Raw genomic sequence first — 14,845 nt, forward strand, 5'->3', positions numbered from 1 at the left:
CAGGGTTAAGATAAACACGGTCAAGAAAACAAACGAATTGGACATCCACTATTTTGCCTTGGCGAAACGGCGCACCATGTAGCCGCCGACCAGAGGCAGCAGGATGGTGATCACAATCATGACGGCCCCCAGCGCATTGATTTCGGGGCTGACCGAGGTCCTCAGCATGGCGAAGATCTTGGTCGGGACGGTTTCGATGCCGGGCTTCTTCCAGAACAGCGTTGCCGTGATGTTGTCAAAGCTCAAAGTGGCCGCAAACAGGAACCCGCCGACGATGGCCGGCGAGATCAGCGGCAGCGTCACTTCAAAGAAGGTCTGCAGGCGATTGGCGCCCAGCGTCCAGGCCGCCTCCTCATAGCTCGACCGCAAGCCGACCAGCCGCGCCTGCACCACCAGCACGACATAAGGCAAGGAGAGCACGGTGTGACCAACCAACAACACCGCAAAACTGCGCGGCATGCTGAGAAATTTTAGGAACATCAGTAAGGCGACACCCATCACCACCTCGGGCATCAGCAATGGCAGCGACAGGAAGGTCTGAATGCCCTCCTTGCCATTGAAGCTGTAGCGGACCAGCGCCAAAGCCGCCATTACCCCGATCACTGTGGAAAGGGCCGCCGACGTGCCGGCCAGGATCAGCGATGTCTTGAAGGCCTCGACAATGGATTCATTGGCAAAGAGCTTGCTGAACCATTGCAGGCTGAACCCTTCCATTGGAAAGGCGCCGCTGCGCGAGGAATTGAAAGCGAGCAGGATCACCACAACGATCGGCGCGAACATGAAGATATAGACAGCGATGGAGCACAGGCGCAGCAACGCCCAGCCCAACCTGTCCTCACCCATTTGCCTTCCAGCCGCGGAACTCATCGCGCGAAGCTCCGATAGACGTCGGAAAGGCTCATGAAGCGGTTATAGACGGCTATGACGATCCCCAGAGCGACCAGCATGACGATCGACAGCACCGCGCCGAATGGCCAGTCGAGCTGCGAAATGATGGCTTCGTAAATGAGGTCGGGGAAAAACAGCGTGTCCGTCCCGCCCAGCAGGCGCGGCGTCACATAGGAACCGGCCGCCAGCACGAAGCAAAGGAGCGAGCCGGCACCGAGACCCGGCAGGGACAGCGGCAGGGTCACTTCAAGGAAGCTCTGCCAAGGATTGCATCCCAGCACACGCGCAGCTGATTCGAGGTTCCGGTCGATGCCGTCGAGGCTGACATAGACATTGATGATCATGTAGGGGAGCTGGAAATAGACCAGACCCATGATCACTGAGAAATCATTGTAGAGCAGCTTCAACGGCTCGTCGGTGATGCCGGTCCAGACCAGGACCGCGTTCACGAAGCCATTCTTACCCAGCACGTTGATCCAGGACATGGTCCGGATGATGTAGGAGACCCAGAAGGGCAGAAACATCAGGAACAGCAGCAGGCCACGATTCTTGATCTCGGCCCGCGCCAGGAAATAGGCGGTCGGATAGCCGAGCAGGATGCAGACGATGGTGGTGACGAAGGCCGTCTTGAAGGTGCTGTAAAGAGCCAGCCAATAGAACTTGTCGGTGAAGAAATTGATCCAGTTGCCGAACTGGAAGGCCGGTTCATCCAACCCTTCAGCCGTGCGCAACCAGAAGGAATAGATCAGCACAAACACCACCGGCGCCACCATAAGCAGCGTCAGCGACAGGATTGCCGGAGACAGCAGAAGATAGGGACGCGCCAACGCCCGTGACACGGTTGAGCCTCACCCTGTTCAATCAAAAACTCTTCTTATTTGACGTTAGTATGACAGGGTTAAAGCGGACGTGTCCATGGCCCTTTATCGGGGCCAGCTTACTGTGCCGGCACTCAGGCGACGACGCCACCGCGCGTGGCCTGATACCACCGCTGCCGAAGCAGGACGCCGAGCACGACAAGTTGGATCAGTATTGGCGCAAAGCTCCAAACCACATCGTCGCCTGCGACCGGCAGAACGACGGTGATGTAGTCGCCATAGCCGGCGAAAAGCATGATGATGCCGATGGGCCAATAGACCAGGGCCAGATAGACGAGCCAGGTAACGTCGGAACGGCTGCGCCAGGTCCCGAAGCTCAGCCACAGCAAGACGCCAAGGTCTCTCGCCATGAAGAAGAGGACCAGCACCAGCGTCTCACTGAGGTGATCGAAGGTGAGGAGCCGGAGCCGCAGCAGCAGCGCTGAGAGGCTGCTCGGCCAGTCGTCGCTCCCTATCCCGGCCACGGCCGTCAAGGCAAAGGTCGCCGCCAGCAGCGTGGCCACGATTCCGATCAACCACCAAGGCAGTTCGGCCAGGGCCCGGCTGAAATCGCCGCGTCGCATGGCCAGCAGTCCGGACCGGTAATGGATCGGGTCCCGCCGGTCGGCCAGTGCCGCCAGGTATGTGAGAATGATCATCGCCGCGAAAACGGGCAGTGCCGCGCCGACCATCCCGCCGCCAGGCCAGGGCGCAATACCGGCTGCCAGAGTGGCACAGAAACCCATGAAGAGCGTCCACAGCCAGGGCCAGGCGCGATATTGCAGCTCGCTGCGCATCAGGCGGAAGACGGCCGCGACCGCCCACAATACGAAAATCGACCCGAGTACGGCCCGGACCAGCGGCCAGGAATAGGCGCTGTCATAAACAAAGGCGGTGCCGGGCGTGAAGCTCGATTCATTGAGCACAGGCGCCGTCCCGACCCCGCTCACGGCCAGGAAAACGACAAAACCGCAAGTTTGGGCCAGTGTGATTGTCAGCCGCCGATACTGCACCGTCTTGCGCAGGCGGATGAGCGCGACACCCAGCGCCACGGCGTGGGAGAGGCAGGCACCGATCAGGACCAGATAGATGCCGAGCCAGAAATTGCCCGCCCGGCCCGGCGGAAAGCCAAGCCTGAAGCCGGCGAAAACGTACACGATCAGAGCGAGGAAGCCGCAATACCAGACAAAGCTGCAACCCCCAATCAACTTGCCCCAGGCCATAGACCAGGCAGATAGGCCGGACATGCGCTGGGATTCCCAGGTGCCGCCGGCTACTTCCTCAGCCAACGCATCGGCCGCCCGGCGCGGTCCCCACATGCCCAGCACCATGGTGAGGATGAGGTTGGCGGCATAGGAGACCTTGTTGAAGTCGCTAACCAGAAATATCGCATAGGCAATGGTGAGGCCCACGATGGCCGCCGACATGGTCCGCTGCCAACCGAGATGCAACCACAAGTTCCGCTGGAACTCCGGATTTAGGTCTAGGCTCATGACGGCTTCACCAGGCGCAAGGGGGGTCGCTCGGCCGCCGCAGCCTTCATGCGGGCCAGATAGATGTCCTGCAGGCTGCGCCGCTCGGGTGCGAAAGAGGCGAGCGGCAGGCCTGCCTCGATCACCGAGACCAGCATGGCCGCCCGTGCCGAAGGATCCGGGTCGGAGACGACAATGGCCTCATCTATGCCGCAGCTGATCACCTCGATGCTGCCGATGGCAATCAGGCGGCGGCGCAGTTCAGTGATGGGGCGGGCAAAATCCAGGCGGATCTCGACCCGGCGCTCGGTCACCTGCCCCATTGTCGTCAATGGCGCGTGGTCGACCACTTGGCCTTGCCGCAGCATCAGGATGTGGGTCGAATAATCTTCCAGTTCGGCAAGGATATGCGAAGAAACCAGGATGGTCATGCCGTCCCGCGCCAGATTGCGCAACACACCGGAAAGGCCGATGCGGGCCGACGGGTCGAGCCCGGAAGCCGGCTCGTCCAGCATGAGGAAACTCGGCTCATGCAGTACGGCCTGGGCGATCGCCAGGCGCTGGCGCAATCCGCGTGACAACGTCCCGGCCTTCTGTCCAAGCCGGTCGGCGATCTCCAACCGCTCAGCGACAGTCTCTGCCACCGTTTTGCGTTGCGCCCGTGGCACACCTTGCGCGGCGGCACGGTATTGCAGGCACTGGGCAACAGTCAGGTCATCATAAAGGCCGAAAAAATCGGGCAGGAACCCCATGCGTCGGTGCGCTGCGCGCGGATTGGCGTGAACATCCTCGCCATCCAACCGCACGGTTCCGGAGAAAGGCTGGTCGAGAGCGGCGCAAAGGCGCATCAAGGTCGACTTGCCGGCCCCATTCGGCCCGACCAGGGCCGTGATCGTCCCCCGCTCGAGGCGCACAGACACGTCGTCCAGGGCGCGATGGCCCGGATAATCGAAGACCAGATTTTCGACTTCCAACATGAAATCCAGTTTCGCGGCTCTTGAGCTTCTTGAAAAGCCCTTCGCCTGCCCCTGGGTGTGTGGGTTTTCCTATTCAGATCAATGGGAAGCCCGATCTTCCAAAAAGCGCGCAGGTATTTTCACACCAGATGACAGATGCGTCACCATCCGTTAACCTTATCCGCATTAGCATCTGCAGCAACACCTGCGGCACTCCGCCGGCGTCTCCCCGCGCCGGCCCGCCCCTGCATAGGACGAAGGGAAGCAATATGGCTGGCAAGACGAGCAAGAACAAAACCGTTGCGGCGAAAGCCAAGAAGGTCACGAAGGCGGCAGCAAAGCCGGCGGCGCGATCGAAGACGGCCGATAGCGGGATCAAGCCGGCGGCGCCGAAGGCCTATGCTTCGGTTGCCCTGAAGGACAGCCGCACCGGCAGGAATTTCGAATTGCCGATCCTCAAAGGCACGGTCGGCCCTGACGTGGTCGACATCCGCAAGCTTTACGGCGAGCAGGGTCTCTTCACCTATGACCCGGGTTATGGTTCGACCGGCTCGACGCAATCGTCGATCACCTATATTGACGGCGACGTCGGCGTCCTTACCCATCGCGGCTACAAAATCGAAGACCTCGCAGAAAACAGCGACTTCATGGAAGTCTGCTACCTGCTGCTCGAGGGCGAACTCCCCAACGCCAAGCAGAAGGCGGAGTTCGAAAAGAACATCACCTATCACACCATGCTGCACGAGCAGATCGCGCGCTTCTATCAGGGCTTCCGCCGCGATGCGCATCCCATGGCCGTGATGGTCAGCGTCGTGGGCGCCCTTTCCGCCTTCTATCACGACAGCACCGATATTCACGACCCACGCCAGCGCATGATCGCCTCGCACCGCCTCATCGCCAAGGTGCCGACGATTGCCGCCATGGCCTACAAATATTCGGTCGGCCAGCCCTTCGTTTATCCGAAGAACGAACTGTCCTATGCCGAGAACTTCCTGCGCATGACCTTTGCCGTTCCGGCCGAGGAATATAAGATCGACCCCGTGGTGGCCAAGGCGATGGACAAGATCTTCATCCTCCACGCCGATCACGAACAGAATGCGTCGACCTCGACCGTGCGCATGGCCGGTTCGTCCGGCGCCAACCCGTTTGCCTGCATCGCGGCCGGCATCGCTTGCCTGTGGGGTCCAGCTCATGGCGGCGCCAACGAAGCCGTGCTGAAAATGCTGGCCGAGATCGGCACCACGGCCAATATCAAAGACTATATCTCCAAGGTTAAATCGAAGCAGGACAATACGCGCCTGATGGGCTTCGGCCACCGCGTCTACAAAAACTACGACCCGCGCGCCTCCGTGATGCGCAAATCCTGCCACGAAGTGCTGGATGCGCTGGGCAAGCGCAATGACCCGCTGCTGCAGTTGGCAATGGAGTTGGAGAAGATCGCCCTCAATGACGATTATTTCATTTCGCACAAGCTCTACCCGAACGTCGATTTTTATTCGGGCATCATCTTGCAGGCGATCGGCTTCCCGACCTCCATGTTCACCGTGCTGTTCGCCGTCGCCCGCACGGTGGGCTGGGTCGCGCAGTGGAAGGAAATGATCGAGGACCCCACCCAGCGCATCGGCCGCCCGCGCCAGCTCTACACCGGCTATGGCGAGCGGCCTTATGTGCCGATGAACAAGCGCAAGTAAGACGGCGCGGAAAAGGCAAAGGGGCGGCACCGCAAGGCGCCGCCCCTTCTTTTTCGTCTCACCCTAAAGAATGCGGCGGTACTGGATAAAGCCGGACTTGTCCGCGATCCGGTCATAGAGCTTCATCGCCACCTCGTTTGATTCATGCGTCAGCCAATAGACGCGCGAACAACCCTGCTGCTTGGCGATATCGTAGACATATTCGATGAGCTTGCGCCCGATGCCGGCGCCGCGGATGTCGGCGGCCGTAAAGAGGTCCTGGAGATAGCAATAATCGCCCACCGTCCAGCAGGAGCGATGGCGGATATGGTGCACCATGCCCACCGCGCGTTCCCCCTGCCAGGCGAGCGCCCCCGCCATCGGTTCCGCCGGATCGAGCAACCGGTCGAACGTGACGGCGGTGACTTCCGGCGCGATGTCGACCTTGTAGAATTCCTGGTAGCCGCGCCACAGCGGCATCCAGGCCGCGTGATCTTCGCGCCGCAAGGGTCGAATGGCGATATCGGGAGCTGTCATGCCGGATTTCCTTCCGCGAGTGAATGGCTGATGGGTTTGTTGCCGCCACCGAGTGCACAGAGTGCGGCGATGAAGATGAGAACGAAGCCGACGCTGTCGGCGACGGTCGGCCGGTCGCCGAGGAGTATCACGGCGGCGATGACGCCGATGACCGGGACCAGCAACGTGCCGAGCCCCACGACGCTCGCCGGCAATCGCGCGACGGATTGGAACCACAGCAGATAGGCCAGCGCCGTGCCGACGAACGTGCTGTAACAGAGCCCGGCAAGCGACGACCAATGGCGGATGTCGCCGATCTCGAAACCGGTAAGGCAGAAGCCGGCGGCGACGGCAATCGTTCCCACCACCAGCTGCCAGGCCGTGATCGCCAGCGGATGCGCGTCGATCCGCGCCCATTTGAGATAGACGGTCCCGGCGGCCCAACTGACGGCCGATCCCAGTGCATAGACGGCTCCCACCGGCACGCCATCCTCTAGCAGCGGCCAGAAGAGGATGATGAGCCCGACAATCCCGAGCACCAGTGCCGCGCCGCGGCGGCGGTCGAGCCTTTCGCCCAGCACGAGAGTGGCAAGGACGCTCGCCCAGATCGGCATCGTATAGGCGCAGATGGCCGTCCGGCTGGTCGTGGTGGCAAGCTGCGCGAAGGCTGCGAGCACGCCGAACCCGCCGATGCTGAGCAAGCCCGCGATCGCCAGATGCCAGCGATCCGCACCTGAGCCGATCCGCAGGCTGATGCCGCGATGGCGCGCGACAGCCATCAGGATCGCGGTGCCGACACCAAAGCAGATCGTGCGAAAGGTCCAGGGCGAGAAATCCTGCAGGCCGAACTTCGCCGACGGCCAGTTGAGGCCCCAGATGAGCGTCACCAATGCCAGCGTGACACGGGCGCCCCGCTCGCCGTGCGCCTTCTCCATCAAGCCGCCACCGTCAGAAGGTTAGCTTGTGGCGCTGCTGGCCGGCTGCGTCGAAGTTCTCAGGGCTGAGCCACGCTTCATAGCCGGCCTTGAGGCGCGGCCAATCCCGGTCGATGATCGCGAACCAAGCCGTGTCGCGGTTCTTGCCCTTGACCACCATGTGCTGGCGGAAGATGCCTTCGAAACTGAAGCCGAAGCGTTCGGCCGCGCGCTTCGACGGCTCATTGAGATTGTTGCACTTCCACTCGAAGCGCCGATAGCCGAGGTCGAAGGCGTGGCGGGCAAAGAGAAACAGCGCCTCGGTCGCGACACGGCTGTGGGCGATGGCCGGCCCCCACAGGATGTTGCCGATCTCGATCACTCCATGCACCGTATCGATGCGCATCAACGACTGGCGCCCTTCGGCCCGGCCGGTCTTCTTGTCGATGACCGCGTAGAAGAAAGGATCGGTCCCGGCTGCGGCCTTGTCGATCCAGGTCTTGAAGGCCGCCGCATCGCCGGGCGCTTCTTCGAAGAGATAGCGGAATCGATCCTCTGCCCCCGGCGCCTGCGCCGAGGCGAAGAGATCGGGCCCGTAGCGTGCCGGATCCAGCGGTTCCAGCAAGGCATAGCTGCCTTCGAGAGAAATACGTTCAGGGCGCGGTGCGCCCTTCCATTGCGAGAGGTCCATTGGGCAAGTTCCCGACGATTATGTGACCGCCGCGATGTGCCATCAAAGTGGTTCTATATAAAGTACCACTTTCGAATATTTTGGCATACCACTTTGTCGGCTGCCTCTTGGGCGCAGCTCAGCCGGCCCGCAACTCCAGCAGGACCTGCCGCACCGCACCGTCCAGCGACTGGACCTTCTTTTCCATGTCGGCGGCCATATCGAGCATCTGCCGCGCAACGCCGCTGGTCTCCCCGACGATCGCCCGCACGTCGGTAATGCTGCCGCTGACACGTTTGGTCCCATCGACCATGTGCCGGATATTGCCGGCCATGCTTTGCGTGGAGGCTTCTTGGCGCTCGACGGCCTCGGTGATGCTGCTGGTGGCCGCACTCGTCTCGTGCATGCTGGCCTGGATGGCACCGATGGCCTCGGCAGATTCCTCGGCCGAGCGTCGGATGTCGCCGATCTGCCGCGTAATATCTTCCGTCGCACGCGCGGTCTGGTTCGCGAGGCTTTTGACCTCGGACGCCACCACGGAGAAGCCCTTTCCGGCCTCACCCGCCCGCGCTGCCTCGATCGTCGCATTGAGTGCCAGAAGATTCGTGCTGCCGGCGATCTCGCTGATCAGAGTCACAATCTCACCGATCTGCTGAGCCGCGACATGCAATTGAGAAACGGTGTTGTTGGTGCGGTCGGCAACCGTCACCGCCTTCTGCACCCGGTCACGCGCCGACTCGACATTTTCCGTGATAGCCCTGATGGCATGGGAAAGCTCGTCGGCCGAGGATGAAACCTTGTGCGCGTCCGCCTCGGCCTCGACCACCGCGTCGGTTGCTTCCTTCGCCTGGTCGGCGGCAACATGTGCGGAATGATCAAGTGTCGCCGCTGTCTTTCCAAGCAGGGCGGCCGCCGCCCGCAGCCCTTCCACCGCCTGCTGCACTTCACCTTCCAGCCTGCCGGCCAAGGTGAGCATCGCCTTGCGCCGCTCGCTGGATGCCTGTTCACGCAAGGAACTTTGCTCGGTCTCCAACTCGCGCCGCTTCAACGCCATTTCCTTGAACACTTGGACAGCCCGGGCCATGAGGCCGACCTCGTCATTCCGGTCCTTTGCCGGCACGTCGACATCGAGGCGATCCTGCGCCAAAGCCGTCATGCTGTCGGATAGGCGCAATAGAGGACTCAGTGAATGGCGCACCGACCAGAACAGGCCGACGCCGGAGAGCACCGCACCGCCGACACCGAGCAGGCAGAATGCGACCAGAAGATCGATGAAGGTGCCCAGAAAAACATCAGATCGCCGCGAGATCGCGACGGTGTCCGCGCCGATCTGGGAGATGGACGTCAGGTGGATATCAGAGAGCGGCAGCACTAGAGCCGGTGGCACCTCGTAGATCTGCGATTGAGCGACGGCCGCCTTTGTCTCGGCCGCGGTCGCAACCCGGTCGACATCCTCGCGAACCCGGGCATCGGTGAGGCTGCTGGCGAGGAGCTTGCCATCCCGCCATATACTGACATCGCCACCGACATCGCGTGAGAGCGCCGTAAGCCATTCGGCGGTCGGCGCCGCCTGTTTGCCTTCCAGATCGTGCAGCGAGGTTTCGATGTGGTTGCGAGCTGCTTCGTTGACCTGTGCCAGCTGGCGCATACTGCCCTGATAGACGACATAAAGAACAACTATCGCCATGAGGCCGGTCGCCACGATGATGTTGGCCAACCCGTGCAGCAACAATCTCGTCGAAATCTTCATCGGCTTCGGTTTCCGCGCTTTTCAATACAGTTGAACAGCTTAATCCCGTCTCAGCGTAGTCGCTGCGCTATTAAGGAAACATGACTTAGATCAAATAGCGCTACCCCAAAAAGCAAGAAGGGCGGCCGATGGCCGCCCTCCCGCAAAACTATGCTTAATGATCGATTACTTCTGCACGAGTTCGACTTTGTAGCCGTCGGGGTCTTCGACGAAGGCAATAACCGACCCGCCATGCGCCATCGGGCCGGCTGGACGTGGGATTTTCACGCCTTCCTTGGCCAGCTTGTCGCAGGTCCCATAAATATCCTCGACACCGATGGCGAGATGGCCAAAGGCCGTGCCGATCTCATACGGTTCCTTGCGGCCCCAATTGTGGGTGAGTTCAATGACGCTATGGTCATCCTCGTCACCATACCCGACAAAGGCCAGCGTGAACTCGCCCGACGGATAATCCTTGCGCCGCAACAGCTTCATGCCGAGATGACGGGTGTAGAAGTCGATCGACTTATCGAGATCCATGACGCGGATCATGGTGTGCAGCAAACGGTTCGACATGCTTTGTCCTCTGCCTTGGTAACCTAGGTTTCAAATCTCTGTATCTAACGGGTCGCAGCCTCGACAGCGCCGACGATGTCATCCACGACACGGGCAATAAGCGCCTTGTCCTCACCTTCGGCCATCACACGGATGAGCGGCTCGGTCCCTGATTTGCGAATGAGCAGCCGACCGCTGCCGTTCAGCGCCGCTTCGCCGGCGGCAATGGCGTCCTTCACCTTGACCTGTTCCAGCGGCGGCGTTTGCCCCGGCTGGTAGCGGACGTTCTTAAGAAGCTGCGGCAGCGGCGTGAACACCCTGCCCGCCTCACTCGCCGGCCGGTCGGCGCGAATGAGGACCGCCAGGATCTGCAGCGCAGCGATGAGGCCGTCACCGGTCGTCGCAAAATCGCTGAGGATGATATGGCCCGATTGCTCACCGCCGATATTGATGTTGAGGCGGCGCATCGCCTCCACGACATATCGATCGCCGACTGCGGTCCGGTGCAATTTGAGGCCGAGATTCTGCAGATGCCGCTCCAGGCCCAGATTCGACATGACCGTTGCAGCAATGCCTTCCCCCGCGAGCCGGCCGGCGCTCTGCCAGCTTTCGGCGATCAACGCCATCAACTGGTCGCCATCAATGACGGTGCCCGTTTCGTCGACGACGATCACGCGGTCCGCATCGCCGTCCAGCGCAATGCCAAGATGCGCGCCGCTGGCTTTCACCTGTTCGCACAGGCGCTCGGTGTGAACGGCGCCGCAGCCGGCATTGATGTTGGTACCGTCTGGCTCATTGGCGATGGCAACGACATCGGCACCAAGCTCCCACAAGACCGTGGGTGCAACCTTGTAGGCGGCGCCATTGGCGCAATCGACGACGACGCGCAAACCTTCCAGACTGAGGCCCTTGGGGAAACTGGACTTGACGAATTCTATGTAGCGCCCTTGGGCATCGTCGATGCGCTTGGCGCGGCCGAGCTGAGCCGACGGCGCCAGATTGCCTTGCAGTACAGGCTCAAACCCCGTGCCGAGCACCCGCCCCTCGATCTCCGCCTCGATATCGTCCGATAGCTTGAAACCATCGGGCCCGAACAGCTTGATGCCGTTGTCTTCATATGGATTGTGCGACGCGGAGATCATGACACCGAGATCGGCCCGCATCGAGCGCGTCAGCATCGCCACGGCCGGGGTCGGCAGCGGCCCCAGCAGCATCACGTCCATCCCCATGGACAGGAAACCGGAGGTCAGCGCGGTTTCCAGCATGTAACCGGACAAACGTGTATCCTTGCCGATGATGACCCGGTGCCGATGCCCGCCACGGGTGAAATGCGCGCCCGCCGCCAGGGCGAGGCGCAGGGCGGTCATTGCCGTGATGGGTTCGGCATTGGCCAAACCGCGCATCCCATCCGTGCCAAACAATTTGCGGGTCATAGTCCGTCCGATCCTGGAATCCTTGCCGAGTCCGGCATTTTACCCCCTCCTCCCCCTATAGCAAACGCGCCCTCAGGCGTACCGCAAGGCCTCGATCATGGCCCGCATCTGGAAGGTTTCCGGCACATCATGCACCCGGACGATCTGTGCGCCCTGGGCGAGCCCCACGGCTGCCACCGTCACAGACCCCGCCAAACGCTCCTTTGGCGGTTCGCCCCGGGACAGGCGTCCGATGAAGCTCTTGCGCGAGACGCCCAGCGTGATCGGGCAACCAAAACCGTGGAACGCCGCAAGCTCATTCAGAAGCAGCAGGTTGTGAGGGTCCTTCTTGCCGAAGCCGATCCCGGGATCCAGCGAGATGCGGCCGCGGTCGATACCGAGAGCATCCAGCCGGGCCAGGCGTTCGGCGAAATAGTCGATTAGATCCAGCGTCGTGTCCGCATAGACCGGATCGGCCTGCATGGTCTGCGGTTCGCCCAGCATATGCATCAAGACGATGGCAGCGCCGGAATTGGCAGCGATGCGCTCGCTCTCAGGATCGCCGGTCAGCGCGGTAACATCGTTGATGATCCGAGCGCCGGCAGCGACCGCCGCCGCCATCACGACAGCGTGCCGCGTATCGACGGAAACACAGAGCCCCCGTTCCGCAAGAGCCTGAATGACAGGCACCACCCGGCGCATCTCCTCATCGGCGGATACCGGCGCCGAACCGGGCCGGGTCGATTCACCGCCTATATCAAGGATATCCGCGCCGGTTTCGGCCAGGGCGATAGCGCGCGCCACGGCAGCACCGGTTTCGGCATAGTCGCCGCCGTCGGAGAAACTGTCAGGAGTCACATTAACGATACCCATGATGAGCGCGCGCTTGAGGTCGAAGCCCGCCCAGGGCTGTGGTGCAGTCGTGAAGGCGGTCAGCTGTGCCTCCGGCACTTCCGCCAGCGGCAGGGGTCGCCGGATACCTGTTCCATCGGCGCCGCGGGTGGCCTGCTCCGCAGCGGCGAAGGCTACGGGACCACCGGCCAGAGGCAGCGCGATACCGGCCGCAATGGCGCGCTGAGCCGCCGATCCGGCCAGCATCGCCGTGGGAATGAGATACAACCCCGTCATCGAAAACCCCAATCAGTCTCGCAGATACCAGAAGCCCCGCTGACGAGGCGGGGCTTCGGAACAGTCTTCAACACCCAACCGATGCGGTTCAGGCACCAGGTTGCGGCTTCGGCTCGAAGCCCGGGCGCGCAATGGTGCCGCCACTGGTCGGGATCGAGGAACGCGGCTTGATGGTCGCTGCGGCACTGCCGCCCTGGCCCGTATCCTGGCGGATCGTCTCACCGTTCAACAGGGCACGGACTTCCTCGCCGGTCAGCGTCTCGAACTCGACCAACGCCTTGGCGACCGTGTGCAGGCCTTCAAGGTGATGTGTCAGCAATTCGCGCGCCTTCTTCTCGCCCGTCTCGACGATGCGCCGCACTTCCTGGTCGATCAGCTTGGTCGTCTCATCCGACATGCTCTTGCGCTGCTGACCCATCGAATAGCCCAGGAACACTTCCTGCTCGCCTTCCGAATACCGCAGCGGCCCCAGCTTCTCGCTCATGCCGAACTCAGTCACCATCCGGCGCGCCATTTCGGTTGCTTGCAGGATGTCATTCGAGGCACCGGAATTGAGATGCTCTTCGCCATAGATCAACTGCTCGGCAATTCGGCCGCCGAAGCAGATGGCGATGCGGCTCTCCATCCAGGTCTTCGAGAGGCTGTAGCGGTCCTTCTCCGGCAGCGACATGGTCAAACCCAGCGCGCGGCCGCGCGGGATGATCGTCACCTTGTGCAGCGGATCAGCTTCCGGCACTTCCAGATTGATGATCGCATGGCCAGCCTCGTGATAGGCGGTGGCCAGTTTCTCTTCCGGCGTCATGACCATCGAGCGGCGTTCGCTGCCCATCATGACGCGGTCCTTGGCCTGCTCGAAATCGGCCATGGTGACAACGCGCTTACCAAAGCGGGCCGCCATCAGCGCCGCCTCGTTGACGAGGTTGGCGAGGTCGGCACCGGAGAAGCCGGGCGTGCCACGGGCGATGACGCGGGAATCCACATCCGGCCCCAGCGGCACTTTCCGCATATGGACCTTCAGAATCTGGTCGCGCCCGTTGATGTCGGGGTTCGGCACGGTGATCTGGCGGTCGAAACGGCCCGGGCGCAGCAACGCCGGATCGAGCACGTCCGGACGGTTGGTGGCGGCGATGATGATGACGCCTTCATTGGCATCGAAGCCGTCCATTTCGACCAGCATCTGGTTCAAGGTCTGCTCGCGCTCGTCATTGCCGCCGCCGAGGCCAGCGCCGCGATGGCGGCCGACCGCATCGATTTCGTCAATGAAGATGATGCAAGGCGCGTTCTTCTTGCCCTGCTCGAACATGTCGCGCACCCGGCTGGCGCCGACGCCGACGAACATTTCGACGAAGTCCGAACCGGAAATTGTGAAGAACGGCACATTGGCTTCGCCGGCGATGGCGCGGGCGAGCAGCGTCTTACCGGTACCCGGAGGGCCGACGAGCAAGCAACCCTTCGGAATCTTGCCGCCCAAACGCTGGAACTTCTGCGGGTCCTTCAGGAATTCGACGATTTCTTCGAGCTCGCCCTTGGCTTCTTCGATGCCGGCGACGTCGTCGAAGGTGACGCGACCGGTGCGCTCGGTGAGGAGCTTGGCGCGCGATTTGCCGAAGCCCATGGCCTTGCCGCCCTGGCCTTGCATCTGGCGCATGAAAAAGATCCAGATGCCGACGATGATGATCAGCGGCGCCCAATTGATAAGGAGCGCCATCAGCGGGCTCATGCCGTCATCCTGCGGAGCCGCTTTGATCTCGACGCCCTTGGCGGTCAGGTTCTCGACCAGCTTCGGATCGTCCGGCGCGTAAGTGGAGAAGGCCTGGCCATCAGTCGTATGACCGGTGATGTCGGGTCCACGGATGGTGACGTCGCTGACCGACCCCTCATTCACCTTGGCGAGGAAAGACGAATAGGCCATCTGGGTCTGAGCGTTCCGCGAGGTCGCGTCGCCGAACATATGGAACAGGACGACCAGCAACAGGCCGATCGCCACCCAGATCATCAGGTTTTTACCCCAATTCACAATCTTCATCCCTCATAAGGTCGCAAGGTCGGTTGGGGACCCGGGTGGCTGCCTCAATCGG

General features: G+C 61.9%; 13 protein-coding genes. 1 reads left to right on the forward strand and 12 read right to left on the reverse strand.

What is annotated here, in order from left to right; genetic code table 11:
* Window positions 1-48: 48 nt before the first annotated feature.
* From ACE3OA_RS16290 to ACE3OA_RS16305, 4 genes are all read right to left on the reverse strand, one after another.
* Window positions 49-843, reverse strand: coding sequence for an ABC transporter permease (locus ACE3OA_RS16290; RefSeq protein ID WP_374312599.1), 795 nt, complete (start codon window positions 841-843; stop codon window positions 49-51).
* A gap of 20 nt (window positions 844-863) precedes the next feature.
* Window positions 864-1,727, reverse strand: a complete 864-nt coding sequence (locus tag ACE3OA_RS16295) for an ABC transporter permease (RefSeq protein WP_374312601.1) — start codon at window positions 1,725-1,727, stop codon at window positions 864-866.
* A 113-nt stretch (window positions 1,728-1,840) separates the two neighbouring features.
* Window positions 1,841-3,238, reverse strand: a complete 1,398-nt coding sequence (locus tag ACE3OA_RS16300; RefSeq protein WP_374312603.1) for a hypothetical protein — start codon at window positions 3,236-3,238, stop codon at window positions 1,841-1,843.
* On the reverse strand, window positions 3,235-4,194 hold the full coding sequence (locus ACE3OA_RS16305) for an ABC transporter ATP-binding protein (RefSeq protein WP_374312605.1): 960 nt from the start codon (window positions 4,192-4,194) through the stop codon (window positions 3,235-3,237). Before ACE3OA_RS16305 ends, ACE3OA_RS16300 begins: the two co-directional genes overlap by 4 nt.
* A gap of 248 nt (window positions 4,195-4,442) precedes the next feature.
* Here ACE3OA_RS16305 and gltA point away from each other — a divergent pair, with 248 nt between their 5' ends.
* Window positions 4,443-5,864 (forward strand): citrate synthase, encoded by a 1,422-nt coding sequence (gene gltA / locus ACE3OA_RS16310; protein WP_374312607.1) that lies wholly within the window; start codon window positions 4,443-4,445, stop codon window positions 5,862-5,864.
* A gap of 63 nt (window positions 5,865-5,927) precedes the next feature.
* Here gltA and ACE3OA_RS16315 read toward each other — a convergent pair whose 3' ends face one another.
* The 8 genes from ACE3OA_RS16315 to ftsH form a co-directional block, all read right to left on the reverse strand.
* Window positions 5,928-6,380, reverse strand: coding sequence for a GNAT family N-acetyltransferase (locus ACE3OA_RS16315; RefSeq protein WP_374312609.1), 453 nt, complete (start codon window positions 6,378-6,380; stop codon window positions 5,928-5,930).
* Entirely contained in the window at window positions 6,377-7,294 is a 918-nt protein-coding gene (locus ACE3OA_RS16320) for a DMT family transporter (protein ID WP_374312611.1), read from the reverse strand. The genes ACE3OA_RS16315 and ACE3OA_RS16320 overlap by 4 nt, the downstream gene beginning before the upstream one ends.
* A gap of 13 nt (window positions 7,295-7,307) precedes the next feature.
* The gene (locus tag ACE3OA_RS16325; protein WP_374312613.1) at window positions 7,308-7,964 is read right to left on the reverse strand and encodes a GNAT family N-acetyltransferase; all 657 of its coding nucleotides are present in this window, start codon (window positions 7,962-7,964) and stop codon (window positions 7,308-7,310) included.
* 118 nt (window positions 7,965-8,082) lie between these two features.
* Window positions 8,083-9,693, reverse strand: a complete 1,611-nt coding sequence (locus ACE3OA_RS16330) for a methyl-accepting chemotaxis protein (protein WP_374312615.1) — start codon at window positions 9,691-9,693, stop codon at window positions 8,083-8,085.
* 165 nt (window positions 9,694-9,858) lie between these two features.
* Window positions 9,859-10,248 (reverse strand): lactoylglutathione lyase, encoded by a 390-nt coding sequence (gene gloA, locus ACE3OA_RS16335; RefSeq protein ID WP_374312616.1) that lies wholly within the window; start codon window positions 10,246-10,248, stop codon window positions 9,859-9,861.
* A gap of 44 nt (window positions 10,249-10,292) precedes the next feature.
* On the reverse strand, window positions 10,293-11,660 hold the full coding sequence (gene glmM / locus ACE3OA_RS16340; RefSeq protein WP_374312618.1) for a phosphoglucosamine mutase: 1,368 nt from the start codon (window positions 11,658-11,660) through the stop codon (window positions 10,293-10,295).
* A 72-nt stretch (window positions 11,661-11,732) separates the two neighbouring features.
* Window positions 11,733-12,767: a dihydropteroate synthase gene (folP, locus tag ACE3OA_RS16345; protein WP_374312620.1), complete on the reverse strand. Its 1,035-nt coding sequence runs from the start codon at window positions 12,765-12,767 to the stop codon at window positions 11,733-11,735.
* An 88-nt stretch (window positions 12,768-12,855) separates the two neighbouring features.
* Window positions 12,856-14,793 (reverse strand): ATP-dependent zinc metalloprotease FtsH, encoded by a 1,938-nt coding sequence (gene ftsH, locus ACE3OA_RS16350; protein WP_374312622.1) that lies wholly within the window; start codon window positions 14,791-14,793, stop codon window positions 12,856-12,858.
* Between the last annotated feature and the right edge of the window lie 52 nt (window positions 14,794-14,845).

Origin of the sequence: Dongia sp. (assembly GCF_041906375.1) — a bacterium.
GTDB lineage: Bacteria > Pseudomonadota > Alphaproteobacteria > Dongiales > Dongiaceae > Dongia.

Coding starts and splice junctions, on each gene's coding strand:
- ACE3OA_RS16290 (WP_374312599.1), bottom strand. CDS start 843: ATGGGTGAGGACAGGTTGGGCTGGGCGTTGCTGCGCCTGTGCTCCATC.
- ACE3OA_RS16300 (WP_374312603.1), bottom strand. CDS start 3,238: ATGAGCCTAGACCTAAATCCGGAGTTCCAGCGGAACTTGTGGTTGCAT.
- ACE3OA_RS16305 (WP_374312605.1), bottom strand. CDS start 4,194: ATGTTGGAAGTCGAAAATCTGGTCTTCGATTATCCGGGCCATCGCGCC.
- gltA (WP_374312607.1), top strand. CDS start 4,443: ATGGCTGGCAAGACGAGCAAGAACAAAACCGTTGCGGCGAAAGCCAAG.
- ACE3OA_RS16315 (WP_374312609.1), bottom strand. CDS start 6,380: ATGACAGCTCCCGATATCGCCATTCGACCCTTGCGGCGCGAAGATCAC.
- ACE3OA_RS16320 (WP_374312611.1), bottom strand. CDS start 7,294: ATGGAGAAGGCGCACGGCGAGCGGGGCGCCCGTGTCACGCTGGCATTG.
- ACE3OA_RS16325 (WP_374312613.1), bottom strand. CDS start 7,964: ATGGACCTCTCGCAATGGAAGGGCGCACCGCGCCCTGAACGTATTTCT.
- ACE3OA_RS16330 (WP_374312615.1), bottom strand. CDS start 9,693: ATGAAGATTTCGACGAGATTGTTGCTGCACGGGTTGGCCAACATCATC.
- gloA (WP_374312616.1), bottom strand. CDS start 10,248: ATGTCGAACCGTTTGCTGCACACCATGATCCGCGTCATGGATCTCGAT.
- glmM (WP_374312618.1), bottom strand. CDS start 11,660: ATGACCCGCAAATTGTTTGGCACGGATGGGATGCGCGGTTTGGCCAAT.
- folP (WP_374312620.1), bottom strand. CDS start 12,767: ATGACGGGGTTGTATCTCATTCCCACGGCGATGCTGGCCGGATCGGCG.
- ftsH (WP_374312622.1), bottom strand. CDS start 14,793: ATGAAGATTGTGAATTGGGGTAAAAACCTGATGATCTGGGTGGCGATC.